A 26,737-nucleotide genomic window follows, 5' to 3' on the forward strand; every position below is an offset into this window, starting at 1 on the left:
TACGCCGTCCGCTTCAGTGGGACTTGTCGCCCAGCGTCTCGTTCGCCCGGGAATGGCGCACGCCGGGTTCGAGCTCGATCATCTCGATGATGTTGCCGTTGGGGTCGTAGCAGCACGCCGTGCCGACGATGCCGAGACCCGCCACCGGCACGTTGACGGGCTGGGTGAAGACCACGCCGGCCGCCGACAGGGCCTCGTAGGCCGCGTGAACGTTGCGGGTGCGGAAAGCGATGATGCGCGGCACCACGCTCTTGCGCGCCGCGGGGTCCGGGAACGTGGCCTTCGGCTCCACCCACTGGATCAGGTCCATCATCGGCCCGTCCGGGTCGCTGGGGAGCACCATCAGAACCCCATGCCCCTTGGCCCTGGACAGGCCGAAGATGCCGGCCACGAAGTCGGGCCAGTCCACCTCGCGCCGGTCGTTCAGCACCTCAAAGCCCAGCTGCCGGTAGAAGGCGACCGACTCGTCGAGGTCCCGACAGTTGATGACGGTGTGATAGAGGCGCGACAGCGCCCACGCCGGTTCGGCCACGTTCCACTCCCCTTGCATGGCTCCGGACCGCCGCCCTCCGCGGTCGTTCCGGCGCTCGTGTTATGACCAAAGCATAACGCTGGTTCTGTCCGTTTCGTAAAGAGGAATTATAACGGTCGTTCTGGAATATCGCCGACGCCTACAGAGGTGGCCGCCACGCGCTGGCGCTGACCCTCTCTTGGGTCGGGCAGCCGACGTCATACGTAACAGTTGTTATGAGTGGGGTTAGCTCGCGGCGCGCGAGGGCTTGCGCGAAACTTCGGGCACGGGACCGAGGCGGGCGTTGACCAGGGCGTCGACGAACTGGCGCTGCGACACGCTGGTGAACTTGCCGGCGCCCAGCAGCACCTGAACGCCGAGGCCATCGATAAGGGCGATGATCTCGCGGGCCACATGCTCCACGTCGATGTCGCGCGGCGCCTCGCCCTGCTCCTGGGCGCGGCGGATCACGGTGGAGACCCGGTTCATGTACTCGAAGTAGCGCTCGCGCATGACGCGCTGGACCTGAGGGCTGTGCGCCCCGCGCTCCCAGAACGCCAGCCAGCAGCGCCACTGGGCCTTCATCGCCGTCGAGGTGGGCAGGATGGTGTGCAACAGGTCCTGAAGTGCGGCGCGCGCCGACATTCCGGCGGCGGCCTCGTCCATCATGGGTCGCACGACCTCTGCGCCGTGCTCCGAGGCGGCGATCAGCACCTCGTCCTTGGACTGGAAGTAGTGGGTGAGCGCGCCGGTGGTGAAGCCGGCCTCCTTGGCCACGTCCCGCATGGTCAGGCCTTCCAGCCCCTCGCGGGCGATCACCGCGACCGCGGCGCCGGCGAACTGCCGTCTCCTTTGGTCGTGATCCGCCTGTCGGGCCATGCGCGCCTGATTCCCAAGAACCTATGGAACAGGCGCGTTAGCACAGGGGCGGCCACAGGAACACGCTCGTTATGTTTCAGCCCGCGTGAACCCCGCCGTCGATCACCAGCTCGGCGCCCGTGACGAACCGGGCCTCGTCGGCGCACAGGTAGAGGACCCCCTCCGCGATGTCCTGGGCCTCGCCGGCGAAGCCGAGGGGCGTCACGCGGGCGGCCGCTTGGCGCGTGGCGTCCATCGTCTCTTCGGCCGAATTCGACCCGGGATCCAACTGGCCCCCGTTCTGCATCTTCACCCAGATCGCCGTCTCGATCGCGCCGGGGTGGACCGAATTCACCCGCACGCCGTTGCGCGCCGCCGCGCACTCCAGCGCCACCGCCTTGGTGAAGAGCCGCACGCCGCCCTTGGTGGCGCAGTAGGCCGACAGGCCGGGGACGCCGTCGAGGCCCGCAACCGATGAAAGGTTCACGATCGCAGCGCCGCCCGCCTGCGCCAGCAAGGGCATGGCGGCGCGCGTGCCGTAAAAGACGCCGTCCAGGTTCACCGCCATCTGCCGCCGCCATATGTCGTTCGTCGTCTCGAGGATCGGCGCGCTGATGCACAGGCCGGCGTTGTTCACCAGAGCGTGGAGGGCGCCGGCGCTGCGTCCGATCTCGGCCACCACGTCCGCCCAGCCCGCTTCGGACGTCACGTCGAGCCGCACCAGCTCCATCAGACCGGCTTCGGGCGCCGCACACGTCTCTGCCAGGCCGTCCAGATCCACGTCCGCAGCAAACACACGGGCGCCCTCGCGCGCCAGCGTGCGCGCGAGGGCTCTGCCGATGCCGCCGCCCGCCCCGGTCACCAGCGCCACCTTGCCATCCATCCGTCCCATCGATCCCCCTCACCATAACGTCCGTTATCTTTACACAGGGCCCGGCTTGCCGGTAGCGTATACATAACATTCGTTATGCAATGCGACCTGGGAGGCATCATGCGGGCGGAGCACGACGTCGTCGTCATCGGAGCTGGCTTCGGCGGCCTCTACGCCGTGCACCGCCTCGCCGAGCAGGGGCTGGACGTGCTGGGCCTGGAGCAGGCCGACGACGTGGGTGGGGTCTGGTATTGGAACCGCTATCCCGGCGCCCGCTGCGACTGCGAGAGCTACTACTACAGCTACGGGTTCGACGAGACGCTGCAGCAGGACTGGTCCTGGAGCCTGCGCTACTCCGAGCAGCCCGAGATCCTGCGGTACCTGAGCCACGTCGCCGACCGCTTCGACCTGCGCCGGCGCTATCGGTTCTCGTCGCGGGTCACCGCCGCCCACTTCGATGAGGCGCTGCAGGGCTGGCGGATCCGTACCGCGGACGGCTTCGAGACGACGGCAGGCGCTCTGGTGACCGCCATGGGCTGCCTGTCGCAGGTGAACTGGCCGAACATCGCCGGCGTGCGCGATTTCAGGGGCCGGCTGCTGCACACCGCCCAGTGGCCGCACGAGCCCGTGGACTTCTCCGGTCGCCGCGTGGGCGTGATCGGCACCGGCGCCTCCGCCGTGCAAGCCATCCCGCGCATCGCCGCACAGGCCGCCGCCCTCACCGTGTTCCAGCGCACCGCCAACTGGGTCCTGCCGGCCTGGAACCAGTCCACCGATCCCGACTTCGAGGCCTGGGTGAAGGCCAACTACGGCGACATCCGCGCCCGTTGCCTGGCGTCCGGCGGGGCCGTTCCGTTCGATCCGCCCCAGCGCTCGGCGCTCGAAGTCGGCGACGCAGAACGGCGGGCGGCCTACCAGGCGCTCTGGGAGCAGGGCGGCATGCGCTTCTTCAGCGCCTTCACCGACCTTTTCACCGACGAGGCCGCCAACGCCACCGCCCAGGACTTCGTGCGAGAGCACATCCTGCGCACCGTGCGCGATCCGGCGACCGCCCAGCGGCTGATCCCCAACGACCACCCCATCGGCGTGAAGCGCCCTCCGCTGGACGACGACTACTACGAGACCTTCAACCAGCCGCACGTCGCCCTCGTCGACGTGCGCAGCGCCCCGATCCGGGAAGTGACGGGCCAGACCGTGCGGACGGATGGCGGCGACTACGAGCTTGACGACCTCGTGGTGGCCACCGGCTTCGACGCCATCACCGGGGCGCTGCTGGCCATGGACGTGCGGGGCCGCGACGGCGTCCGCCTGTCGGATCGTTGGGCTGAAGGGCCGAAGACCTACCTGGGCCTCGGCGTGGCGGGCTTCCCCAACCTGTTCACGGTCACGGGGCCCTTGAGCCCCTCCGTGCTGGCGAACATGCCGACCGCGGTCGAGCAGCACGTGGACTGGATCGCCGATTGCTTGGTTCATATGCGCGGGACAGGCGTCGCGACGATCGAGGCCACCGAGGGCGCCCAGGCGGCGTGGTCGGCGGAGTCGGATGCAGCGGTGGCCCACACCCTCTACCCCAAGGCCAGCTCCTGGTACTTCGGCGCGAACATTCCGGGGAAGCCGCGCAGCTTCGGCGTCTACGTGGGCGGCTTCGCGAGCTACCGGGCTCGGTGCCTGCAAGTGGCCGAGCGGGGCTACGAGGGCTTTCGGCTGGATGCGGGTCCGAACCGGTGAGCGACGAACGCCCCATCGATGTCGTCCGCGGCATGCTCGCGGCGATGCTCGGCGGGCCCGACGCGTCGATCGCGCACCGCCGGGCGCAATCCGCGGTCTTCGCCGCCCATCAGCCGCCACCTCCCGCTGGGCTGTCGATCGAACCCATCACCCTGGGCGGCGTGTCCGGCGAGACAATCGCGGTGACGGACGGCCTGGCCCCCAATCATTTCCTGCACCTGCATGGCGGGGGCTACGTCATGGGCGACCCCGGCGGCAGCCGCGCCTTCACGACCGCCCTTGCCCTCGCGACCCGCGCCCGGGTTGTCAGTCTCGACTACCGGCTGGCCCCCGATCATCGCTTCCCGGCCGCGGTCGACGACGCCCTGGCGGCCTATGCCGCGATGCTGGCGGCGGGGATCGGGCCGTCGCGGATCGCCATCGGCGGCGAGTCCGCGGGCGGGGGCCTGACCGTCGCCGCCCTGCTCGCCATTCGCGACGCGGGGCTTCCCCTCCCCGCCTGCGCCGTCGCCTTGAGCCCCTGGGTCGACTTGACCTGCGCCGGCGGCTCGTACGGCGCGTGCGCGGAGCGCGATCCGCTACTGACGCGCGGCGTGCTGCTCGAGATGGCCGACCAGTACCTCTTCGGCCAGGATCCGCGGGCGCCGCTGGCCTCACCCGCCCGCGCCGACCTCACGGGCCTGCCCCCGCTGCTGATTCAGGTCGGGGCCGACGAAGTGCTGCTGGATGACGCCATCACGCTGGCCCAGCGCGCCGAAGCCTGCGGCATTCCCACGGAACTCGAGGTCTGGCCCGACATGATCCATGTCTGGCAGATGTTCGCCGGCGCGCTGCCCGAAGCCGACGAGGCTATCCGGCGGATCGCGACCTTCCTCGATCGGCGATGGACAGCCATGGATTGATCGCGTGGTGGCGTGACTCGAAGGTGCGCATCAATCAAACCTCGCGAGGCCTCAGGCCGAGGCTACCCCTTTCCGCCCGGACCCCGCTGTTCGACCTAACGCACCGTCAGTTCGGCGATGCCGATGCCGCGCTCGCCCTTGACCGCGTACAGCAGGTAGGTCCGATCGTTCTCGACGAAGATCGCAGGGTCGCGCAGCTGGTTGACCTCGCGATTAATCGCGCTGCGGTAGGATGGCTTGGCCGGCAGGCCGGCCCCCTCCCACGTCCGCACGGGACGCATCACCTCGATGGGTTCGCTCGCCTTCCACTCGCGCCAGTCGGGCCTGAGATCCACGGTCGAGGCATATATGCGCTCGGGCGCATCGCCGACGCGGGTCCAGAAGACGTGCAGCGTGTCCCCGCGGGCCAGTAGCGCACTGTGCCTCTGGTCCGACGCGAAGAGCGTCGGCCCGGGTTCGAACGGCGTCAGGCCGTCCCGAGACCGCAGGAACTGGCCCGGCATCGCCATGGCGTACTTCCAGCCGCCATGGTCGAAAACGCGCATGTAGGCCGGGCCCAACGTCGGACCATCCAGCGCCTCGAAATTCACCCCGTCCGTCGACACCGCCACGCGGGTGCGCTGGACGCCGAACTCCGCTAGGCCGTGGTAGTACATGACGATCCGGCGGCGGACCGGGTCCACATGCACATCGGGCGAGGCCACATGGGGCAGGCTGGCGTCCTCAAGGGGCGTCGGGATGCACGCGTATTCCACCGGGTCCCGCCGCTGCGCGATATCCCGCAGCCGCGCTTCGGCCTCCGGCGGACCGACGAGCCGGGCCGGCAGCTTGGTCTGCGAGAACTGCAGCGACCCTGGCGAATGGATCCGCCACGGACCTTTCAGCCGGTCGGCATAGGCCAGCCGGATGTAGTCGCCCTTGTGATCGGCGAAGTAGAGGTAGTAGCGGCCCAGGCGGTTCGGCAGCCATGGCGGCGCAGCGATCAGGGACGGGCCTTCGATGTTGGCGCCCATGCGGGCGTCCAGGCCGGGCGCTACGATGGGGCGGTCGACGAGGCGACGGACGGCGTAGCCGCCTGCGGACGCGGCGGCAGGACGGCCGAGGGCGGCAAGGCTCAAGCCCGCGATGGCGTTCCGGCGCGACAACATCCTGGGCCTCCTCGACCTTCTAGCGCGGCTTCGAAGGCCGGGAGATCGAGCAGACGAAGCTGGCCGCCTGGCCCGTATCACCCGCCCCGCGCCACCACGCCTTCGCCGGATAGGCGCACAGTGGCCGCTGCATCGCCACGCCTTTGGCCGGCAGGCGGTCCACATAGCGCGTGGCGATCACCTGGGCCGGCGCCGCACCGGTTTCGACCCAATCCGTGAGGGCGGCGAAGAGGTCGTGCTGCGGCGTCAGCGAAGGCGGCGGGACGGCCGAGCCGGTCGCCGAGTTGAAGACGTCGGGGCCAGGCCCGCCGCCGCAGTGCGACAGCCCCGGCGCCATGAACAGCCGCGCGAAGTCCTGGGCCGGCGCGACGCCACCCGCGTCGTGGGCGACGCGCTGGTAGAAGGCCACGGTCTGGTCCGGGGGCACCAGGCTGTCGGCCCAGCCGTGGTAGATGATCAGCTTGCCGCCCCTGGCCCGGAAGGCGCGCAGGTCTCCGCGGGTCGCGTCGTTCACGACCGGCCCCAGGGTGGCGTCGACCTTGGCCATGTCGCGTTCGACCTGGAACCCCGACCAGTCCCAATCGCGCCCGAACACCCACTTGAAGAGGCTGACGAACGGCGGCTGCCCGTTCGGTCGCGACTGCAGGAACGCCCAGTCGAACAGGCCGGTCGCCTCGCTGCCCGGCAGCCAGCCGTGGAACAGCGGCCGGCCCGCCTCGTCCGTCGGTCCGGAGTAGAACGCCCGCGCCGTCGCCACCTCGGCCGCCGTGAGGCAGTCGTCGCGGTCCTTGTCGCGACACATCAAGACGCCGGGATCGAAGCGGCAGGCCTTCGGATCCGCGATGAAGGGGTCGCCGGCAAGCCCGCTCCCCTTCGCGCCGCAGCGCGCCAAGGCAGTGTCGCCGAGCAGGCGGAGCTTCGACTCGGAGAGACGGTGGTCAGGCTTCAGATTGGCGGCGAGGTCGTTCCACAGGACCGAAGCGTGGCCCCAGGTGCGGTTGATGACCGGCGCCCCCACGAGGATGCCGTCGTAGTCCTGCGGATAGTAGAGCGCCTCGATCAGGCCCTCCTGCCCGCCGGTCGAACAGCCCGTGTAGTAGGCGCGGCGGGCGGGTGCGCCGTAGAAGGCCTGGGCGATCGCCTTGCCGGTGACCGTCATGGCGTGGGTCGAACGGCGTCCCCAGTCGCGCCACGTCTCCGGCTGGCCGATCAGCGCATCGCCCTCCAGGGGCGTCGCCGGGGCCGTGCCGGTGTCAGTGACGGCCGTGGCGTAACCGCGCCGAAGCCCGGCCGACATCGGCCCGTACCCCGACGCCAGGACTCCGCCGAAGCCGCCGTTGCCGTTGCCGTGAAAGACCCCCTGCCATCCCTGCAGCGGCAACCACAGCTCGACCCCGACGGCGGAGCCCGGCGCGGTGCTCACCGAAGCGACCACGCGGCAGAAGGACGGCAGATCGGGCGCCCGGACAGGTCCCATCGCGGCGAACCCGCCGGCCGGCATCACCTCGGCGCTCCTGATCTCGGTGTTCGGCAGCTTGAGCTCGCGGAGCTGTTCGCAAGTCGCCGCGTGACCCGGCCCTCCCGCGGCCACGGCCAGCAGACCAACGGCCGCAGACGCGAGAAGGCCACGGGTCGACACTTGCCGGCGAAGGCCTCGGAAACGCGGTGAGAACATCAGCTTCCCCCAACTCCTTGAACGGTGCGCCCCAGGGGCGGATCACCAGCCTCGAATGCGACGCGGATCCACGGTCCCCACAGGCAGTCCCGCCGCGCGTTTCCATTCGTCCATGACAGCCCGCGTCTCGGTCACCTGCCGATCGATCCAGGTCGGTGGATCGATCTGCCGGCCGATGAAGCCCAGCGCGTCGGCCAGCCGCGGCGCCAGCGAGGGGCCCACATGCTCCGCGCCGCGGACAAGGCGATACTCATGGGCGACGCCGGCGTCGAAGAGCACGCGATGGAGGAACTCCACGCCATGGTTCAGGTAGAGCATGTCCTGATCGCCGACCTCCAGATAGACGCCCAGGTCGATCAGCCGCCGCGGATCGCGCTTAGCGATGGTCGCCGGATTGTTCGCGGCCCAGTACTCGGCGTCGACGGGCGAGCCGAAGATCCTCTCGTAAACCACGTCGGACCGCCAGAACTTGACCCTTGGTCCGATCTCGTTCCAGGCCAGCGCCGGCTCGATGGCGGGCTCTACGGCTGCAACGGCGCCGAAGGCCTCGGGATACTTGAAGGCGAGCCGGAGGCTTCCGAGGCCGCCCATCGACCACCCCCCGACAAAGGTGCGCTCACGCCTCGCCTCAACCCGCAAGCTCGACCGAAGGTGTGGAAGCAGATCCTGGACGACGAAGGTCTCCCAGCGCTCGGACCCGTCGCGATAGTCCATGTACAGCGAGCGCCCCGCCCTCGGCGTGGCGATCACCAGCGGCGCGGTTCGCCCCTCGCTGATGGCGCGGTCGATGGTCCCGGCGAAGCGGTCCAGGTCCCGGTCGCTTCCATCGCCGCCATGCAGGAGGAGCAGCAAGGGATAGGCCGGGCCCGAGGCGTCGTATCCGGGGGGCAGGTAGATGCGGATCGGGATTTCGCGCCGCAGGGCCTTGGAACGCAGCCCGTTGTCGACGAGCCGCCCTTTCGCTTGGGACGCCGCGGATGCGCCGGCCGGAGCGCCCGCAACGATGGCCAGGGTGGCGAGGTCCCTGCGCCGGATCATGCCGGAGCCGCCTGGGAGCCTGCCAGCCAGGCCCGCGCCTGGCCCTCGTACCAGGCGACGATACCCGGATCCTCGATCCCGTCGAGGTTGATCACCTTGGCCACGGGCCAGCCCTGGAACAGACGCTTCACCGGAAGCTCCTGCTTCTTGCCCGACAGGGTTCGAGGGACGCCGGGCGCCTGGATGAAGGCGTCGGGCACGAACCTCGGGGAGAGCGCCTCGCGGATCGCCTGGGCCATGGCCGCCTCCAGCGTACCGTCGAGCATCCGCCCTACGGGCGGGACCACGAACATCAGAAGCTTGCTGCCCCCCTCGCCGTCCTCGAGGTCGATCACCAGGCTATCGGCCACGTCGGCGAGCGTCTCGACGGCGGCGTAGAGCTCCGCGGTCCCCATGCGCAGCCCGTTCCGATTGATGGTCGCATCGCTCCGCCCACTGATCGAACAGGTCCCGTCCGTCTCGATCTGCAGCCAGTCGCCATGGCGCCACACGCCAGGCCATTCAGCGAAGTATGAGGCGCGGTATCGCTCGCCGTCCGGGTCGCCCCAGAAGAACAGAGGCATGCTGGGAAACGGCCGCGTGCAGACCAGTTCGCCGACCCGACCGACCACCGGCTTGCCGTCCTCGTCCCAGGCCTCCACGGCCGCGCCCAGATGCCGGCATTGCAGCCGCCCGGGCGCTGGCGGGAGCTCCCGGTTTCCTGAGAGGAACGCCGCGGCGATGTCCGTGCCGCCGGAGATGTTGCACCACCAGATATTGTTACGGCCCAGCCCCGCGAAGGCCTCGCGCCCCCAGGCCTCGACCTCGGCGGGGAGCGGCGAGCCGGTGCTACCGAGCGCCCGCACGGCGCCAAGATCGCCCATCTCGCCGACGGCGAGTCCGGCCTTGCGGCAACTGCTGAAGAACGCCGCGCCGGCGCCGAACCAGGTCACCCGATGACGGGCCGCGAACCGCCAGAGCCGACCCCAGTCGGCCTCGTCCCGCGCACCGCCCGGCGATCCGTCGAAGAGACAGATCGTCGTCCCCGAGAGCAGGCCGCCGACCTGCACGTTCCACATCACCCAACCGGTGGCGCTGTACCAGTGGAAGCGTTCCCCCAGCGTGTTCGGCGCGTAGCTGGGCCCGATGTCGAGATGCATGTTGCCGACGCAGCCGGCCAGCACGACGCCCCCGTGGCCGTGGACGATCGCCTTGGGCAGGCCGGTCGTGCCGCTGGAATAGAGGATCCACAACGGATGGCTGAACGGCAGCCATTCGGGCTCGAACGCCGCGACCTCGTGGTCGTCCCGCGCCTGGGCCGCCGCCAGGTCCCTCGCGCCCTCGATCTCACCGTCGCCATTGCCGGTCCGGATCACGAACACGGCGGCCAGGCTGGGCAGTCCGCGCCGGATCTCCTCGACCTGCGAGACGCGCGACCGCCGCCGACCGGCGTAGTGGACGCCATCGACCGCGATCAGCGCCTTCGGCGTGACCTGCCGGAAGCGGTCGAGCACGGCCGGCGTGCCCATGTCCGGCGAACAGAGCGTCCAGACCGCGCCAAGGCTCGCGCAGGCCAGCAGCGCCACGACCGCTTCGGGGATGTTCGGCAGATAGGCCGCCACCCGGTCGCCGCGTTCGACGCCGGCGCGGCGCAGTTCGAGGGCCAGTGAGGCGGCGCGCCGCCGCAGGTCGGTCCAGCCGACTTCGACGACGCGCCCTTGCTCGTCTTCGGCGACGATGGCCGGCTGGCCGGCGGCTTCGGCCAAGTCGGCATGACGCAGGACCTGCCGCGCGTAGTTGACCGTGGCGCCCTCGAACCATGCGGCGCCCGGCATCCCGCCGCGCAGAACGGCGTCGTACGGGGTCGGCGAGGAAATCCCACCGTAGCGCCAGATGCTATCCCAGAAGGCCTCGAGATCGGTCGTCGACCAACGCCAAAGCGCCGCGTAGTCACGGAACGCCAAGCCGTGCTTCCCGTGGAGCCATGCCCGGTAGAGCGCGAGCTGGGGAATGGGGTCGCCCCCGTCTTGGCGTCGCATGGCAAGGTCCCGTTGAAGCGTACTGGTGGCCTGGCTTGGGATCTGTGGGCGCGGGCCGCCGCCCGCACCCACAGGGCCGACCCCCGAGGGGCAGGCCGGAGCTCAGGGGGGAGGCGCCTGAGCTGTTCGGTCGTCCGGCTAGAACTGGCGGGTGAGCGTCGCGCCGAACATCCGCGGCAGCCCGAGCGAGCCCGTGATGGCCGCATTGGCGCCTGAGCCGGCCGAACCCTGGCTGACATAGCGCTTGTCCGCCACGTTGCGGACCCAGGCCAGCAACGACCAGGTTCGGTCCTGGGTCGCAAGTTCGAGCGACCCGTTTAGCAAGCCATAGGCGGCCTGGGAGTTCTGCGGATTGTTGTAGATGTCGAAGTAGGTCCGGCTCTGCCACTTGTAGTCGGCGCGCGCCGTCAGGTTCAGCAAGTCGGATACGGGGAAGGTGTACTGGGCGGACAGGTTGTACTGCCATCGCGGAGCCTGGGTGAGCGAGTTGCCCTTCAGCTGGACCGCCCCGGAGGGCAGCGGCTGGCCGTCCCGGGTTACTCCGACACAAGAGGGTGACGTCGGGACCGTGGGGTACAGGGGATTGTTGTTGCAGAAGAAGCCGAACTCCGCGTCCAGGTAGGTCGCTGCGCCCGTGAGCCGCAGGCCCGTCACGGGCGTCGCTTCGGCCTCAAGTTCGATCCCCTTGATCGTCGCCCCGGTGGAATTCTCGACCCGGGGGAAGCGAACCTGGGTCGCGTCGTTCAACCGGAACACAGTCTGCTGGAGATTGGTGTAGTCGGCGTAGAAGCCCGTGAGGCCCATCCGCAGCTTGCGGTCGAACATCATGGCCTTCAGGCCGACCTCGTAGTTCCAGACGTACTCGGGATTGAACCGGTTCACGGGCAGGCTGACGTCGCCCAGGGTGTTGAACCCACCCGACTTGAAGCCGCGCGACACGCTCGCGTAGATCAGCGTCTCGTCGGTCGGGGTGTAGTCGAGCACGAAGCGGGGCGTGAACGCCTTGAACTTGCCGGAGTCGGAGGTGAGGCGCGGGACCCCGCCCACCGAGGAGTCCATCTGATAAGACTTGTCGTCGATCGTGTAGCGCCCCCCGACCGTGGCGCGCAGCTTGTCGGTCACCTGGTAGCGGAACTGGGCATAGGCAGCGTACGAGTCCAGCTGCTCCTCCGGCAGGTAGACGAGATAGTTCTTGAATGTCGCGAGGCTGAGATAGAGCGGCTCGCTGGAGTCGCCGCGCATGTAGAAGGCGCCCGCCACGAGGTCGGCCCGCTCGCCGAGTTCGGCCGTCAGGGTGAACTCCTGGGTCACCTGCTTGGCGTAGAGCCCGATCAGGTCGAAGCGCGACGTGTTGGCCGGCGTGGCGTCGACGTCCAGGTCGGTGAGGTCGATGTCGTGCCGGATGAAGCCTGTCGTCGAGGTCAGGGTCACATCGGGCGAGACGGCCCAGGTGGCCACCGCCGTCGCCCGCACGTCCTCGACATCGCGGTGGTTCGGCTCGTTGAAGTAGAAGGTGAGCTTGTCGGGGTCGTTCCGCGGGTAGGTGTAGGTGGGCAGCTCAGGCACCGTGGGCCGGGCCGGATCGGCCCGTCGGAGGATCTGGGCGAACCCGGGATCGCTGCGATCCTTGGTGTAGTCGACCAGGGTACGCAGGCTGAACGTCTCCGTCGGCGTGAACAGGAGCTGGCCGCGCACCTCGGTGACATCGGTGTCGTCGTTGCGCTTGCCGATGAAGTCGTTCTTCAGCCAGCCGTCGGCCTCTTCCCGCTGGAACGACAAGCGCCCTTGGAGTTGGTCCGAGAAGGCGCGGTTTACATATCCCCTGAGCCCAAGCCGCGACCGGTTCCCGGCCGTGAGGCTCAGGCTGCCGCTGTTCTCGGCGCGCGGTGAGGTGCTGTAGATGTTGATCGCGCCGCCGGTGGCGTTGCGGCCGGAGATCGTGCCCTGGGGTCCGCGGAGGACCTCCACCCGTTCGATGTCCATGAAGGCCGGGTTCATCATGAAGTGGTTCAACAGCGGGACGCCGTCCAGCGAGACGGTCACGCCCGACTGGCTGCCGATGTCCTGGCCCGCCTGGCCGATGCCGCGCATGGCGATGAAGACGTTCGTGGAACGGGTGCCGAACTGCAGGCTGGGCGTCAGCTGGACGAGGTCGCCCACCTCCTTCACGCCCGCCTTCTGCAGGGTCGCGTCCGACAGCGCCGTGATGGCGATCGGGATGTTCTGCAGGCCCTCCGCGCGCTTCTCGGCGGTGACGACCACCTCTTCGAGCGCGTTGTCGTTCGCGCGCGCCGGGCTCTGGGCCCAGGCGATCACGGGCGCGGCCACCCCGGCAAACAGCGCGGCCGCGCCAGCGGACGTGGCGCCGAGCCTGCGGATCACATTGCGTTTCATCGTGCACCCTCCCTGCGATCGCAACGATCGTTTCGACCCGAAGTCTGAAGCTTCGGCGGGTGAGGTTTGGCGGGGTCCGGGGGTGGAACTCAATCGCCGGTCTGACGGCGTGATTTAGCGTAAGTGACCAGCCTCCCGGCGTTGAGGTCAGGATACCCGCCGCTCGCTGAGGATGGCGGTCGCCGCCGTAAGCCTCGGGGCGTCCGCGACGTATCTTGCGCGGTAGGCCGATGGCGTCATGCCAGCCCACGCCGCGAACTGGCGCGAGAAGCTGCCGGGATCGTTGTAGCCCAGCAACAGGCCGATCTCGGTGATGGGCATGTCGCTGGCCAGCAGATAGGCGCCGGCCAGCTCGCCGCGGAGCCGGGTCCTGATATCCTGGAAGCTCTCGCCCTCCTGGAAAAGGTCGCGCCTCAGGCGGCGGGCGCCGGTTTTCAGCCGCGCGGCGATCATCTCCACGCTCGGCGACCAATCGCCCGCCTTGTGGAAGTCGAGCACGGCCAGTCGGGTCCGCTCGCGCCAGCTGGCGCCGCCGCCGGGAATGCCGAACCAGTACGGCTCGCTGGCGTAATAGGCGTCGTAGTCCTGAAGTGACGTGTGGGCGAGGGGCGCCTGGAGATCGTTCCAATCGTAGGACAAGGCGTCCACGGCGGCGTCGAACTTTACCGGGCATCGAAAGATCGCGAAGCGGTCGAAGCCGTTGTCCTGCACGGGGCGCGGACCCTGGATCGACAGGCCCTTGAGGGCCAGGGGTCGTCCGATCAGCCAGCTGAACATGTGGTAGATCCACAGGAACCGGATCCAGACCAGGATCTGCCGGTCGACGCCGTCCACCGTGTGGTACTCGCAGGTGTGCTGCAGCCCGGTGCCGTGCTCTTCGGTGACCGACGGTCCTGCATCGGCCGACATGGCGTTGGTGAAGCGGATGCTGACCCGCAACGCCTCGCCGAAGGTGGCGCAGCTCAGCAGCGAGATCATCCGCTCGGCCTCGAGCGCCAGCCGGCATCCGTTGGCGAAGAACCCCAGGTAGACGTCGTCCAGGCCGAACTGGATCTGGCGGACGAGGCGCACCAGCGCCCGGCCGTCGATCGCGCGACTGCGGTCGCCATTCACGCGGGCGTCGATGCCGGCCCCGCGGAGGATATCCGCCGGATCCTTGCCGCGGCGGACGGCGCCCTGCAGCAAGGCGCCGACCGCCTCGCCGTCTAGTCCGCCCCCCGGTGATGTGTCGCCCTGCATGGGCCTACGATCCCACCGGCGGCGCGCCTTCGCTAGGGCGCGGAGATGGTCGGCTCACTCGCCTTCCGGTGGGCATGGAGCCATGAGACGCAGACAAGCGACACGAGGCAGGTGGCGGCCATGTATCCCGCCACCGTCGTACTGTTGTCCGACGCCGCGAACAGCGCGGTGGCGATCATCGGCGCGAAGCCGCCGCCCAGCAGGACGCCGACCTGGTAACCCAGCGACGCGCCCGAATACCTCACCTCGGTCGAGAACAGCTCGGCGAACAGCGCCGCCTGCGGGCCGTACATCATGGCGACGCAGCACAGGCCGATGGCGATCGCTCCGCCCACGCCGGCGGGTGTCCCGGTCTCCAGCAGTGGGAAGAAGGCGAAGGACCAGAGCCCCGTCGTGATGCATCCCAGCCGGAACAGTCCGTACCGGCCGAATCGATCCGACGCGCCGGCGACCAGGATGAGGGCCGGGATCATGCAGAGGCTGCCGAACATCACGCACGCCAGCATCAGCTCGCGCGACAGCCGCAGCTCGCTGGTCCCATAGGCTATGACCCAGGTGATGATCACGTAGAAGCACGCGTTGCTGGCGATGAAGGCCCCGCCCGCCAGGAGGATCCGCCGCCAGCTGGAGGCGATCACCTGCAGGATCGGGGAGCGGCTGGGCTGCTGTGACGTACCGCCTTCCCTCCGCTTCGCGGAAGCGGCCGCGAACTCGCGTGATTCCTCCATCCGCGTATGGACATAGAGCGCCAGCCCGACCACCACGCCGCTGAGGAGGAATGGGATCCGCCAGCCCCACGCCTCGAACGCCGCGCGGTCCATCAGGCGATCCGAGGCGATGAAGGCGATGTTGGCCAGGACCACGCCCGACGGCACCCCGATCTGTACGAAGCTGCCGAACAGGCCGCGACGCCCTTCCGGCGCGTTTTCGATGGCGATGAGCGCGGCGGCCCCCCACTGACCGCCCACCGCGAAGCCCTGCACGAAGCGCAGCGCGATGAGCATGAGCGGCGCCCACATGCCGACGCCGGCATAGGTCGGCAGCAGTCCGACGAGCAGGGTCGAGACGCCCATGATCATCAGCGCCGCGACCAGGGTCGCCTTGCGGCCGTGGAGATCGCCGAAGTGCCCGAACACCACCCCGCCCAGGGGCCGGGCGATGAAGCCGACGGCGAAGGTGCTGAAAGCGGCGAGCTGCGCCACCAGGGGCGACAGGTCCGGGGAGAAGAAGATGTGCGGGAAGACCAGCGCCGCCGCCGTGCCGTAGACGAAGAAGTCGTACCATTCGACGCCAGCCGCTACCGAGGAGGTCAGGGCGAGCCTCACGGTCGAAGTGCGCGCCGGCGCGGCGCCTTGGGTTGTCACGATCCCTCTCCCTTCCGGTAGCGGCCGATCTCCGCCGGCCGTGACGAAAGGATATCCAGAACGATGTGGCGTTTGAGGTCTTTGCCGGACAGCTATATGTCTTTCCCGGACAAAGTGGTGACCCGTGGCGAAGACCAGATCGGACGGCGCGCGTTCCGGACCGACCGGCGGTGAGGCCCCCCGACCGGGCCGACCGCTCCGACGCCCCCTCCCCGACCAGCGCATTTTCGCGCCCTACAAGATCGCCACGCTCATCGACGCCGTGGCCTCGGCCGGCCTCGCCCCCGAGGCGGTACTGGCTGGCGCGGGCCTCAGCCTGGCCGACGTCCGCGACCCGAACTCGCTCACCTCGATCCGCCAATATCTGACCGCCTGCGAGAACGTCGTGGAGGCCGGCGTCGATCTAGGCGTCGCGTACGAGGTCGGCGCCCGCCTCCACCTGTCCGCCTACGGCATGTACGGCTACGCGCTGATGTGCTCGCCGACGATGCAGGACTTCTTCGATTTCGCCGTGCGCTATCATCCGCTCGCCACGCCGATCCAGCAGCTGGGCTGGCGTCGGGACGGCGACCTCGCGATCTGGACCTTCACTGAGATCTACGGAGACCTGATGGGCCAGGATCTCCGCCATTTCCTGCTGCGCCAGCAGATGATGATGACCTGCACCCACATGCGCGACGTGATGGGCGCCGCCACACGTCCGATCCGGGCGGTCTTCGGCCTGGAGGACATCGGCCGGACCGCGGCGGACGAGGCCGCGCTCGCGTGCCCATGCCTGTTCGGCCGGCCCGCTCATGAACTGCACTACCCGGCCAGCCTCCTCGACCGGGCGCCCGAACTGGCCAATCGGCTGACCCGAGCCATGCTGGAAGAGACCTGCGACCGGCTCGTGGGCCAGGCCAAGATGACGACGGGCGTCGCCGGCGACGTCTATCAGCTGCTGATGCTCTCGCCGAACCGGTTCCCGTCCATGGAGGCGGTCGCGCAGCGCCTCGGCATGACTGAGCGGACCTTGAGGCGACGCCTCGACGACGCCGGGCACGCCTACGCGGGGATCGTCGATGACGTGCGCAGGACGCTCACGCTGGAGTACCTGCAGACCACCCGCATCAGCGCCGACGACATCGCCTGGAAGGTCGGCTTCAGCGACAGCTCCAACCTCAGGCGCGCCGTCAAACGCTGGACCGGCAGGACCTTCGCCGAGGTCCGTCGGGGCTAGCCTCGGCCGCCACGGCGGGGAGCGCAGTGGTCATCTTCAGACTGGCCGACTCACGGGGTTCCGTGGAGTGGCTCGCTGCCGGAGGCGGCCTAAAGGGCTCTTGGGCCGCGCCGGCGACGCGGAACACGGATGGTGGCTGCGCCGTCCATCACGAGTTCATTCCCGGCGTAGACTTCCAAGCTCAGCACAGCCTGAGCGGCTGCCTTGTCAATCGCCGCAATGGCCACGCGGGCGAGCACCAGGTCACCGATCCGCACAGGCTTGTAGAACCTCAGGCTCTGGGACAGGCAGATTACCCCTGCGCCGGGCAGGATCGTGCCGACGACCGCCGAGCCGAACGACGCCGACAACAAGCCGTGCGCGATCCGGCCCCGATAGGCCGTTCGGGACGCAAAGGCCTCGTTCGTGTGCAGCGGGTTGAAGTCGTCACACGCCTCCGCGAACCGGCCAATCCGCTCGTCGGTGACGAGAAGGCGCTTCTCAGCGGTCATTCCGACGACAAGCTCGCCCAGGATGTAGCCCCCGGACGGATGGGGTCCGACCTTGCGCGAGCCATGGGGCGGTTCGTTCGAAGAAGCGTTCATGTCCTAAACAGCGGTCGCGATGGCGAGGGCGCCGCCCGGGCTCGGCGGACAGAGGTGATGGAGCCGCGACTGTTGCTTTCGCGGCGTCCCCGCGCGGGCGGCGGGATTGAGGACAATCTCGCTGACCTGGATGGTGGGCGCCGCGCCGCCGCAGCGCTCCATGTCGTCCTGCAACTCCTCGATCTGCGGGAAGAAGGCGGCTTCGAACGTCTCGCGGTTCTCGCACTCCAGGCTGCAGATCACCTCGTGCTGGGCCTCCGGCCAGGCCGGCGCGTCGACGCCGCGCTCGACCGTTACGCGCGTCACCGCATCGCCCGCGACGTCGAGGAGGTGGGGCAGGTGCCGATTGAAGAAGTAGTCGTGGTCGAACGCCCGGCCAGAGACCCTGGGATAGGCGATGGTGATTTTGATCAAGCGCTCCTCCGGACATCATGGCGCGTGCGCCGCTGCGGTCGCAGGACCGATCCCCGGCGACGAAGCCACCATTCAGATCGCCGCGCGCAGCGGTCCTGTCGGAGTTCTGAAATCTTCTGAAAATTGCTGAGGACGGGCAGCGAACCGCCGCTTGCAGACGCTCGCGTCGCGACGAACGGCGCTTGAGCCGGCGCGCCGGGTTCGGCAGTAGCATAAGGGCGACCATGTGTGCCCGGTCAGGTAGCCGCGGAGGCAGTCCAGTCGAAGAGGCCCGAACGCATCGGTTCCTGTTGAGCGGGCCACTCCGGCTCGACCGCGTGGAAGGGCGCCTATGGCGCGACGGCAAGCTCATGCCTCTGGGCGGCAAGCCGTTCGCGCTGCTGCGCGCGTTCATGGAGACGCCGCAGACCCTGCTGACGAAGGAGGAACTGGTCGAGCGGGTCTGGTCAGGGCTGGCAGTGAGCGACACGCTGCTGACCACGACCATAAAGGACCTTCGCAAGGCGCTGGGCGATGACGCTCGCCACGCGAGGTTCATCAGCACCGTCCATGGCCGCGGCTATCGCTACCTCTTGCCTGTGGACGCGCGGGACGACGTCGCGCCGCCCAGCAAGACGCTGGTCCGCCGCACGCTTCTGGTCGGCGGGGGCGCGGCGGTGGCCGCAGCTCTGGCGGCGGGCGTTCTTCACTACGTCCTCCCGGCCGAGCGGCCCGCGGACAGCAAGTCGGTCGCGGTGCTTCCTTTCACCGACTTGTCGGAACGACGAGACCAGAACTGGTTCGCCGACGGGCTGACCGAGGAAGTCCTGAACAGCCTGACGCGCGCGCCCGATCTGCGGGTCACCTCGCAGCAGGCGCTGACGCAGTTCACGCAAGGGGGGCGCGACCCGCGCGCGGTTGCCCGCCAGCTCGGCGTCTCCAACCTGCTGGAGGGCTCGGTTCGGCGGTCGGGCGCGCGGCTGCGCGTCACCGTCAAGCTGGTTAGGGTCAGTGACGGCGCCCATGTCTGGTCGCAAAGCTACGATCGCGAGGGCGCCGATGTGATGCGGGTCCAGGAAGATATCGCCTTCGACATCGCGCGCGCGCTGAAGACGGTTATCGATCCGGCTCAGTTGCGGGCCATGGTCGAGGTCGGGACACGATCTGTCGACGCCTATGACGCCTACCTCCGCGGGCTGGGGCTGGAACGGCGGGAGAGCCTGATCGGAGATGGCCGGTTCCTGCGGTCCGCGGGCGAGGCCTACGAGACCGCCCGGCGGCTCGACCCCGGCTTCGCCACGGCGCACTGGCGGGCCGCCCAGGTGTGGTTCGGCAACAGCACCTCCATCAACCCGACCGGCTACGCGGAACTCCCGGCGGATCGGCGGCTTGCCGAGGCGCTCTCGCGCGTCGACCAGGCCATCGCGGCCAGCCCCAACGATGTCGACCGGCTGAAGTACAGGTCTGGCGCGGCCTGGATGCGGCTCAACCTGCGTGAGGCGCAGCGGCTGATGGAGCGCTACCTGGCGGCGCGGCCCAATGACGTCGACGCCTGGAACGTGATGACCGACCTCTCCGTCTTTGCCGGCGAGCAGGCCGCCTTCGAGCAGGCGAGCGAGCGCGTGCACGCGCTGTCGCTGCTGGATGGCGCTCCGCGGTCGCGTGCTCTGGCTGCGCCGTTTCAGCAGGAGGACTACGCGCTGGCCTACCGTCGCGCGCGCCAGCAGCTGGCCGTCGCGCCGGCGGACATCACGACCGTCTACCAGGCGCATCGCGCCTACATCGGAGCCGACCGGTTCGACGACGCTCGCGTGCTGCTGCGGCGGATCCTGGCATCGGACATCCCGATTTCCACGCGCTTGCTCGCGGAGCAGCGTCAGGCCTGCGCTGAAGGCCGCGTCGTCGATGCCGCGGCCCTGGGCGCCAGGATCGAGGCGGCCGGCGAGCTCGGCGCCGTCTGGGTCGCCGCGGAGCAGATGGGAGACGCGGCGAAGTCCCGCGCGTTGCTGCGGCCGCTCGATACGCCCGCCGGCCTGCCGACGCTCATACAGTTCATGATCTATCCCAGCTTCGATCCCGCGGACTTTCCGGAACTGTCGCGGATCCTGCGGGAACAGGGGATCCGGCCGCGCCGGACAGTGCCGATCCGCAACGCGTGTCCGTCCCCCGTCCCGGCATGAGCGCGCGCTATCGCCTGAGCGGTCGGCTGCAGCTGGACCTCGTGGATGAGCGACTCTGGGTCGACGGTCAGCCCGTCGTGCTGGGGTCGAAGGCCTTCGCCCTGCTGCGCGTGCTCATGGATAACCCGCAGGAGGTGTGCGCCAAGAGCGAGCTTCTGGACGCAGTCTGGGGAGACCGCGACGTCGGCGAAGGGGTGCTGACCACGGCGGTCAAGGATCTTCGCCGCGCCATCGGAGACGACGCCCGCGAGGCCACGCTCGTCCGCACGGTGCACGGACGGGGCTACCGCTTCATCGGGCCCGTCACCTCTGTCGACCAACTCGAGCGCGAAGGCGCCGCCCCTAAGACGCGGTGGGCGACACGTCGGGTCCTGTTGGGGCTGGCAGGCGCGGCCGTTCTGGGCGCGGGCGCGGTTGGCGTCGCCACCGCGCTCCGTCCCAGGAGGTCAGCGCCCGCGGCGGAGAAGTCGATCGCGGTGCTTCCGTTCCGCGACGAGTCCGAGGGTAAGGATCAGCAATGGCTCGCAGACGGCCTAACTGAGGAGATTCTCACGAGCCTCGCGCGGACCCCGGACCTTCGGGTGGTCTCGCAGCGCGCCTCGCTGCGCTTTCGCGCCACGAAACAGGCTCCGTCCGACGTGGCGCGCAGCCTTTCGGTGGCGCACATCCTGGAAGGCGGCGTCCGTCGCGCCGACGGGCGGCTGCGCGTCCGGGTCAACCTGATCCTCGCCGCCGACGGGACCTACCTCTGGTCCAAACTGTATGACGAGAAAGCGGAGGACGTCATTGCGGTCGAGGAGGAGATCGCCTTCGACGTCGCCCGCGCCCTGCGCACGATTCTGGATCCAATCCGCCTGCGCGCGATGCTGGCGACCGGCACGCGATCGGTCGACGCGTACGAGGCCTACCTCCGCGGACTTGCCCTGGGCCAGCGCAACATGGCGGGCGGCGACCTGGCCGACGCGCGCGCTTCGGCCGAGGCGTTCGAGCGGGCGCGCGCACTCGATCCCGGGTTCGCGCGCGCGCACTGGCTGGCCGCACAAAGCTGGTCCGGCAATGCCACGCGCATGGACGCCGCGGCCCGCGGCGACGTCTCCGACGCAGAGCGGCGGCGACAGTATCTGTTGCGCGTCAGTCAGGCCGTTGCGTCCAGCCGCGACCCGGTCGAGCGCTTGAAATACGAAGCCGAAGCCGCCGTCGCCCAGCTCCAGCTTCGCCAGGCGCACGGGCTGCTGGTGCGGTACCTTCGTGCTCGCCCTCGCGACCTGGAGGCGTGGGACGACATGACCGACCTGGGCGCCTACGTCGGCGAATGGGAGTGGGTGTCCCTCGCGGCGGAGACGATCCACCGCGCGTCGATGCAGGACGGGCTGCCGCAATCGCGCGCCATCACAGCTTCCGTCCACGCCCAGGATATCGCCGCGGCCGCGCGCCGCGCCGACGAGCAGCTGGCGATGCGCCCCGACAACGCCACGACGCAGTACCAAGCGCAGCGGGCCTACCTCATGGCCGGCCGGCTCGACAGGGCGCGGGCCGCGCTCGCGAAGGTGAGCGGGTCGAAGATGGCCCCCTGGAACCGCGCGCTCGCCGAAATGCGCCAGGCGTGCGCGGAAGGCCGCCAGGCAGACGCGGCGCGTCTGCGCGGGGTGATCGAGGGAGAAGGCCAACTGACGTCGCGCTGGAACGCGGCCCAGCTCATAGGTGACGAGCGCGCCGCCGAAGCCCTGCTTGCGCCCTATGACACCACCGAGGGCCTGTCTACGCTGGTGCAGTTCCTCGTCTATCCGAGCTTCGATGCAAGGCCGTATCCGCAGCTCCAGGCGCTCCTGGCGCGCGAGGGGATCTCACGCCCTCCCCCGGCGCCGCTGCCCTACGCCTGCAGGCGCTAGTCGGGCCGGCGGTTGAGGTCGGCTTCGTCGGCCATGACCCGCACGAGCTGCAGGACCGCGCCGCGCAGCGACGGCTGGATGCGGGCGAACACCTCGAGCAGGGCCATGGCGCCCGGCGTCGAGAGGATGGTGAGGCGGTCCTCCGTCTCCTTCGCGCCCGGGGCCTCGCCAACCAACTCCGCGACGGTCGTGCCGAGGAAGGCGGCCGTGCGGACCAGAATGGAGGCCGAGACCCGATTGGCGCCGCGCTCGTACTTCTGCACCTGCTGGAAGCTGATGCCGAGGTGCACGGCAAGTTCGGTTTGGGTGACGCCAGCCGCCGTGCGCCGCAGCTTGATGCGTCGGCCGACATCCACATCGATCGGGTCCGGCGCCTCGGGCGCTGCAGTCGTCGTCAATTCCGTCACCGAGTAGGCGCTAGATCGGGGGGCGAGGACGCTGCTTAGCACTGCGACGGCCGGCGTCAAATCGCGCTGGGCCACAGGTCCGGCGACCTTGTCCGTCACCGGGCGCCCGCCGCGCGCCAGCCGCCGCCCGTGGCCTGCACGACGTCGAGCTCGAGCTGGAAGCGCCTCGACTCGAGGGTCAGGAGGTGTCGGCGTTCGGCCAGGAGGCTATCCTCCGCCGCCAGCAGGGCCGAGGCATCGGCGTCGCCGACCTCGAAACGTCGACGCAGGCTCTCCCACGTGGCGGTGCGCGCCGCCACGGCCGCGCGCTGATGGGCCACCTGGCGGATCAGTGCGGGGTGGGCCGTTTCGGCGGCGAAGGCCTCAACCACACGCCGATGCCGCGTCTCGTCGCGTGCGGCCGCCGCGACGTCCCGCTCGGCGCGCGCCAGCTTCAGGGCGGCGCGCCGGCGTCCACCGTCCAGAAGGGGGAGCTGCAGCGTCGAGCCGAGGGCGCTGAGGTCTCCGCCGCCCAGCAGAGCGTCGGCGCCGGCGATCTGCGCGCCGGCCAGCACTAGCCGGAGATCGGGGAAGTAAGCGGCGCGGGCCGCATCGACGCGCAATGCCGCGGCGGCGAGCCGCTCCCCGGCGGCGGCGAGCTCGGGTCCGCCAGCCTCGATGTGTCCGTCGGCCAGGGAGTCGCCGACCCGCAACCGGGGGCGCGCAAGGTTCGCCATGGCCTCCGGCTGTGTCCCCACCCAAAGCGCAAGCTCGGCCCGGGCGCGGGCGATCGCTTCGTCGCAGGCCGCCACCTCTGCGGCCGCCTGGGCGACGGCGTGGTCGGCGGTCCGCAGGTCGGACACCGAAGCGGCCCCGGCGTCGCCGCGTCGGCGTACGGCGGCCAGCATGTCCTGCCGCACCGCCGCCCCCCGCCACAGCAGGTCGCGGAGCTCCAGCAGCGCGGCCAACTCCCCATAGGCGCGCGCGATCCCGGTGGAGACCAGCAGCGCGGTGGCGTCGGCGTCGGCGGTGGCGGCGCGAGCCTCGGCCCTTGCCGCCGAGGTCTGGGCGCGCGCCTTGCCCCAGAGGTCCAGATCGTGGCTCAGCAGGAGGCCGGCGCCGGCCGCGGCGCTGCGCCCGTCGCCCGGCGCCGCAAGATCGCCCAGCCGCCCGTCGCCGGCATCGAGGCGGCTCATCGCGCCGAGCGCCATCAGACCGGGCCTGCCGGCGGCGGCTGTCCGGTCGGCGGCGGCCTGAGCCCGTTTCGCCCTCGCCCGCGCGCCGGCCATTCGCGGGGCGTTCGCCAGCCCCTGCTCTATGAGCGCCTGGAGTTGCGGATCATCGTACGCGCGCCACCAACCAGCGCCCGACCACGCGGTCGAGGCCGAACCGGCGTCTGCCTGCGCGGGACCGGCTGCGCCGAGCAGGAGGACGAAGGCGGCGGCCATGGAGGCCCGAGCGGTGCGCACCACTGACTTATCCTTCAGTTCGTAGAGACGTCGGCGCCACGGTCGAAGACCACCTTGACGCGCGCCGACAGTCCCGGCCTCAGTCGGGCGACTTCCGGCTGGCCAGGTTCGAAGGTCAGGCGGACCGGCACGCGCTGGACGATCTTGGTGAAATTGCCCGTGCCGGGCTCGAATGGCAGCAGTGCGAACTCCGCCCCCGAGGCGGGCGAGACGCTCTGGACCCGCGCCCTCAGGACCACCCCGGGCAACGCATCGACCTTGACGGTCGCCGGCTGTCCGACCAGCACGCGCGGGGTCTGCGTCTCCTTGAAGTTGGCGGTCACGTACAGACCGCGGGACGGCACGATGGTGAGCAGGCGCATGCCGGGCTGCACATAGTCGCCGGGGTTCACCTTGCGATCGGCCACGACACCGGCGATCGGGGTGCGCACCAGGGTGTCGGTCTCATCCCGGCGGGCGAGGTCGAGCGCCGACTGCGCGCGTGCCCGCTCCGCCTCCGCCGCCGCGACAGCGGCGGCGAGTTCGGCCTGCCGTCGCTCGGTCGCTACCGCCTGCGCCCGGCTGACGGCCAGGGTTGCGCGGCTGCGCTCAAGGGTCGCCTCCGCGCCGATCGCGTCTGCGCGAACCTTCTCCGCCTCGCGTCGCGCCACGGTTCCGTCCGCGGCCAGGGCGTCGTAGCGGCCCAGGTCGGCGCGGGCTCGGACCGACTGGGCCTCGGCGGCGGTGATGTCGGCGGCCGCCTGGCGCACGACGGAGCGGGCAAGGTCACCCTCGGCGTAGCCTCGCGCGAGCGCGGCCCGCGCCGCCGCCAGCTGGGCCTCCGCCTTGGCCAACTCGCCCTGCGCGGCGGCGAGCCGCGCCACGTACTCGGGGGAGTCCACGCGGAGCAGCGGCTGGCCGGGGCGCACCATTGCGTTGTCGGTCGCAAGCACCTCGGCCACTAGGCCCCGGACCCGGGTCGAAACGAGTGTGCTGTCGGCCTTCAGGTAGGCGTTGTCGGTAGCCACCGAGGTTGGCGCCATCCTCATCCATACAACCCCGAAAGCACCTAGGGCGATGGCGACGCCGGTCACCACCAGGATGCGCCGACTCGGCCGCACGCGTGCCGACGTCTCAGCAAGGGCATGAGAATCTTTGGCTGCAACGCTACTCATCGGCCTGTTGCCCTCCGCTAGCCCAAACCGACCGTTGGATCTCGGCGGTGGATCGCTATCGACTATATGCGTCTTGTAGGTAGTATGAAACATTGTCATACATCAATAGGTAATTGAATAGAGAGGGGCGGCATGTCGGTGGCAAGGGAGGATCCGGTCGCGGGGCTCAGCGAAGGGCGCAAGACCCTCATCTTCTGCGTCATGGCGCTGGGTCAGTTCCTGGCGCTCATGGATATCCAGATCGTCGCCGCGTCGCTCGCCCAGATCCAGGCCGGCCTGAGCGCCGGCCCCGACGAGATTGCCTGGGTGCAGACGGCCTACCTGATGGCGGAGATCGTCATGGTCCCGCTGGCGGCCTTCCTTGCGCGGTCGCTCTCGACGCAATGGCTGTTCACCGCCTCGGCCGCCCTGTTCACCGCCTCCAGCCTGCTGTGCGGACTCGCCTGGGACCTAGAGTCCATGATCGCGTTCCGCACGATTCAGGGGTTCGTGGGCGGAGCCATGGTGCCCACCTGCTTCGCCATGGGCTATGTGCTTTTCGAGGGGCGGCGGCGCGCGACCATGACCGCGATCCTCGGCATGGTGTCCACGCTGGGGCCGATGCTCGGGCCGAGCCTGGGCGGGTGGATCACCGAGGTGGCCGACTGGCGCTGGCTGTTCTTCATCAATGTCGCGCCCGGCGTCCTGATCGTCACGGTCCTGCCGGTGATCGGCAAGGTGGACAACGGCGACCTTGGCCTGCTGCGCCGGATCGACTGGGCGCACGTGGCGTCGCTGGCGGTGTTCCTGGGCGGGCTGCAATACGTGCTGGAGGAAGGTCCGCGGCACGAGTGGCTCGGCGACATCTCGGTGGCCACGGCCGCCTGGCTCTCGTTCATCGCCGCGATGCTGTTCCTCGAGCGCTGCTTCTGCTCGGCGAACCCGGTGGTCAGCCTCGCGCCGTTCCGGCGACAGCTCTTCGGCCTGGCCTGCATCCTGAACTTCGTGATCGGCGTCGGCCTCTACGCCACCATCTACCTGACACCAGTGTTCCTGGAACTCGTTCGAGGCTACTCCTCGCTGCAGGTCGGGTGGGTGGTCGTGGTGTCCGGCGCCTTCATGGCCATCGGCGCGCCGATCTCGGTGCGGCTGCTGGCCGTGGTGGACGGGCGCATCGTCATCGCCGCGGGCTTCGCGCTCTTCGCGCTCTTTCTCTTCCTCTATGCGAACGTCACGCCTGAATGGGGGTTCGCCGAGCTGTTCCTGCCGCAGGCCGTGCGTGGGCTCGCGATCCTGCTGTGCATCATGCCGGCGATCTCGATGGCGCTGTTCGGCCAGGAGGGGGAGGCGTTGCACGCCGCTTCGGGGCTGTTCAACCTGATGCGGAACCTCGGCGGCGCGGTCGGAATCGCGGTCGTCAATTCACAGCTGATCGATTTCACCCGCCTCTACACCCTGCGCCTATCGGAGGGCTCTGCGCAGGCGACGGGCTATGCCGCCGGGGCGCTGCAGGACCTGGGCGAACGCTTCGGCACGGTCACGCCGGACGGGGGCCTCGCCCACGACATGGCCCTGGCGGGGCTCGCGAGGGTGATCGCCCGCGAGGCCGCAACGCTGGCCTTCGCGGACATCTTCCACCTCCTGGGGCTCGCCTTCCTGGCGGTCCTGCTGATCGCGCCGTTCTGCCGGACGCCGGCCATGAACGACACCGGGGCGCTGCACTGACGCAAAACGGCCG

21 protein-coding genes are annotated in these 26,737 nt (G+C 69.7%); 6 read left to right on the forward strand and 15 right to left on the reverse strand.

Features of this window, described 5'->3' with window-relative positions:
- Nucleotides 1–13 precede the first annotated feature (13 nt).
- The 3 genes from ACODSY_RS07315 to ACODSY_RS07325 all read right to left on the reverse strand — a co-directional run bounded on the left by ACODSY_RS07315 (nt 14) and on the right by ACODSY_RS07325 (nt 2,261).
- Nucleotides 14–532 (reverse strand): VOC family protein, encoded by a 519-nt coding sequence (locus ACODSY_RS07315; protein ID WP_488951049.1) that lies wholly within the window; start codon nt 530–532, stop codon nt 14–16.
- A 225-nt stretch (nt 533–757) separates the two neighbouring features.
- The gene (locus ACODSY_RS07320; RefSeq protein ID WP_488951050.1) at nt 758–1,390 is read right to left on the reverse strand and encodes a TetR/AcrR family transcriptional regulator; all 633 of its coding nucleotides are present in this window, start codon (nt 1,388–1,390) and stop codon (nt 758–760) included.
- A gap of 76 nt (nt 1,391–1,466) precedes the next feature.
- The gene (locus tag ACODSY_RS07325) at nt 1,467–2,261 is read right to left on the reverse strand and encodes an SDR family NAD(P)-dependent oxidoreductase (protein ID WP_488951051.1); all 795 of its coding nucleotides are present in this window, start codon (nt 2,259–2,261) and stop codon (nt 1,467–1,469) included.
- A gap of 99 nt (nt 2,262–2,360) precedes the next feature.
- Here ACODSY_RS07325 and ACODSY_RS07330 point away from each other — a divergent pair, with 99 nt between their 5' ends.
- On the forward strand, nt 2,361–3,968 hold the full coding sequence (locus ACODSY_RS07330) for a flavin-containing monooxygenase (RefSeq protein ID WP_488951052.1): 1,608 nt from the start codon (nt 2,361–2,363) through the stop codon (nt 3,966–3,968).
- The gene (locus ACODSY_RS07335) at nt 3,965–4,870 is read left to right on the forward strand and encodes an alpha/beta hydrolase (RefSeq protein ID WP_488951053.1); all 906 of its coding nucleotides are present in this window, start codon (nt 3,965–3,967) and stop codon (nt 4,868–4,870) included. The genes ACODSY_RS07330 and ACODSY_RS07335 overlap by 4 nt, the downstream gene beginning before the upstream one ends.
- Nucleotides 4,871–4,965: 95 nt before the next feature.
- Here the strand turns inward: ACODSY_RS07335 and ACODSY_RS07340 are convergent, their stop codons facing one another.
- The 7 genes from ACODSY_RS07340 to ACODSY_RS07370 all read right to left on the reverse strand — a co-directional run bounded on the left by ACODSY_RS07340 (nt 4,966) and on the right by ACODSY_RS07370 (nt 15,746).
- The gene (locus tag ACODSY_RS07340; protein ID WP_488951054.1) at nt 4,966–6,018 is read right to left on the reverse strand and encodes a hypothetical protein; all 1,053 of its coding nucleotides are present in this window, start codon (nt 6,016–6,018) and stop codon (nt 4,966–4,968) included.
- A 19-nt stretch (nt 6,019–6,037) separates the two neighbouring features.
- A complete protein-coding gene (locus ACODSY_RS07345) occupies nt 6,038–7,693 on the reverse strand; it encodes a tannase/feruloyl esterase family alpha/beta hydrolase (RefSeq protein ID WP_488951055.1) in 1,656 nt (551 codons plus the stop codon).
- A gap of 42 nt (nt 7,694–7,735) precedes the next feature.
- Complete coding sequence (locus ACODSY_RS07350) at nt 7,736–8,731, reverse strand: alpha/beta hydrolase (protein WP_488951056.1); 996 nt, start codon at nt 8,729–8,731, stop codon at nt 7,736–7,738.
- Complete coding sequence (locus ACODSY_RS07355; RefSeq protein ID WP_488951057.1) at nt 8,728–10,749, reverse strand: acetoacetate--CoA ligase; 2,022 nt, start codon at nt 10,747–10,749, stop codon at nt 8,728–8,730. The genes ACODSY_RS07350 and ACODSY_RS07355 overlap by 4 nt, the downstream gene beginning before the upstream one ends.
- Nucleotides 10,750–10,887: 138 nt before the next feature.
- Nucleotides 10,888–13,143, reverse strand: a complete 2,256-nt coding sequence (locus ACODSY_RS07360) for a TonB-dependent receptor (protein WP_488951058.1) — start codon at nt 13,141–13,143, stop codon at nt 10,888–10,890.
- A gap of 147 nt (nt 13,144–13,290) precedes the next feature.
- The gene (locus ACODSY_RS07365) at nt 13,291–14,382 is read right to left on the reverse strand and encodes an AraC family transcriptional regulator ligand-binding domain-containing protein (protein ID WP_488951059.1); all 1,092 of its coding nucleotides are present in this window, start codon (nt 14,380–14,382) and stop codon (nt 13,291–13,293) included.
- 32 nt (nt 14,383–14,414) lie between these two features.
- Nucleotides 14,415–15,746, reverse strand: a complete 1,332-nt coding sequence (locus tag ACODSY_RS07370; protein WP_488951060.1) for an MFS transporter — start codon at nt 15,744–15,746, stop codon at nt 14,415–14,417.
- Nucleotides 15,747–15,870: 124 nt separating this feature from the next.
- Here ACODSY_RS07370 and ACODSY_RS07375 point away from each other — a divergent pair, with 124 nt between their 5' ends.
- A complete protein-coding gene (locus ACODSY_RS07375) occupies nt 15,871–16,965 on the forward strand; it encodes an AraC family transcriptional regulator (protein ID WP_488951061.1) in 1,095 nt (364 codons plus the stop codon).
- A gap of 89 nt (nt 16,966–17,054) precedes the next feature.
- Here ACODSY_RS07375 and ACODSY_RS07380 read toward each other — a convergent pair whose 3' ends face one another.
- Both ACODSY_RS07380 and ACODSY_RS07385 read right to left on the reverse strand, forming a co-directional pair.
- Nucleotides 17,055–17,549 carry a MaoC family dehydratase gene (locus ACODSY_RS07380; RefSeq protein WP_488951062.1) on the reverse strand — a complete coding sequence of 165 codons (495 nt, stop codon included), beginning with the start codon at nt 17,547–17,549 and terminating at the stop codon, nt 17,055–17,057.
- Nucleotides 17,550–17,552: 3 nt separating this feature from the next.
- Nucleotides 17,553–17,963: an EthD family reductase gene (locus tag ACODSY_RS07385; RefSeq protein WP_488951063.1), complete on the reverse strand. Its 411-nt coding sequence runs from the start codon at nt 17,961–17,963 to the stop codon at nt 17,553–17,555.
- Between the two features lie 350 nt (nt 17,964–18,313).
- Here ACODSY_RS07385 and ACODSY_RS07390 point away from each other — a divergent pair, with 350 nt between their 5' ends.
- Together ACODSY_RS07390 and ACODSY_RS07395 are read left to right on the forward strand one after the other, a co-directional pair.
- The gene (locus ACODSY_RS07390) at nt 18,314–20,122 is read left to right on the forward strand and encodes a winged helix-turn-helix domain-containing protein (RefSeq protein ID WP_488951064.1); all 1,809 of its coding nucleotides are present in this window, start codon (nt 18,314–18,316) and stop codon (nt 20,120–20,122) included.
- Complete coding sequence (locus ACODSY_RS07395) at nt 20,119–22,011, forward strand: winged helix-turn-helix domain-containing protein (protein WP_488951065.1); 1,893 nt, start codon at nt 20,119–20,121, stop codon at nt 22,009–22,011. Before ACODSY_RS07390 ends, ACODSY_RS07395 begins: the two co-directional genes overlap by 4 nt.
- Here the strand turns inward: ACODSY_RS07395 and ACODSY_RS07400 are convergent.
- From ACODSY_RS07400 to ACODSY_RS07410, 3 genes are all read right to left on the reverse strand, one after another.
- A complete protein-coding gene (locus tag ACODSY_RS07400; RefSeq protein ID WP_488951066.1) occupies nt 22,008–22,409 on the reverse strand; it encodes a helix-turn-helix domain-containing protein in 402 nt (133 codons plus the stop codon). The genes ACODSY_RS07395 and ACODSY_RS07400 overlap by 4 nt on opposite strands.
- A gap of 104 nt (nt 22,410–22,513) precedes the next feature.
- The gene (locus tag ACODSY_RS07405) at nt 22,514–23,869 is read right to left on the reverse strand and encodes a TolC family protein (RefSeq protein ID WP_488951067.1); all 1,356 of its coding nucleotides are present in this window, start codon (nt 23,867–23,869) and stop codon (nt 22,514–22,516) included.
- Between the two features lie 11 nt (nt 23,870–23,880).
- A complete protein-coding gene (locus tag ACODSY_RS07410; protein ID WP_488951068.1) occupies nt 23,881–24,894 on the reverse strand; it encodes an HlyD family secretion protein in 1,014 nt (337 codons plus the stop codon).
- 258 nt (nt 24,895–25,152) lie between these two features.
- Here ACODSY_RS07410 and ACODSY_RS07415 point away from each other — a divergent pair, with 258 nt between their 5' ends.
- Complete coding sequence (locus ACODSY_RS07415) at nt 25,153–26,724, forward strand: DHA2 family efflux MFS transporter permease subunit (protein WP_488951069.1); 1,572 nt, start codon at nt 25,153–25,155, stop codon at nt 26,722–26,724.
- Nucleotides 26,725–26,737: the final 13 nt, after the last annotated feature.

This window comes from Phenylobacterium sp. FG114 (genome assembly GCF_057809855.1).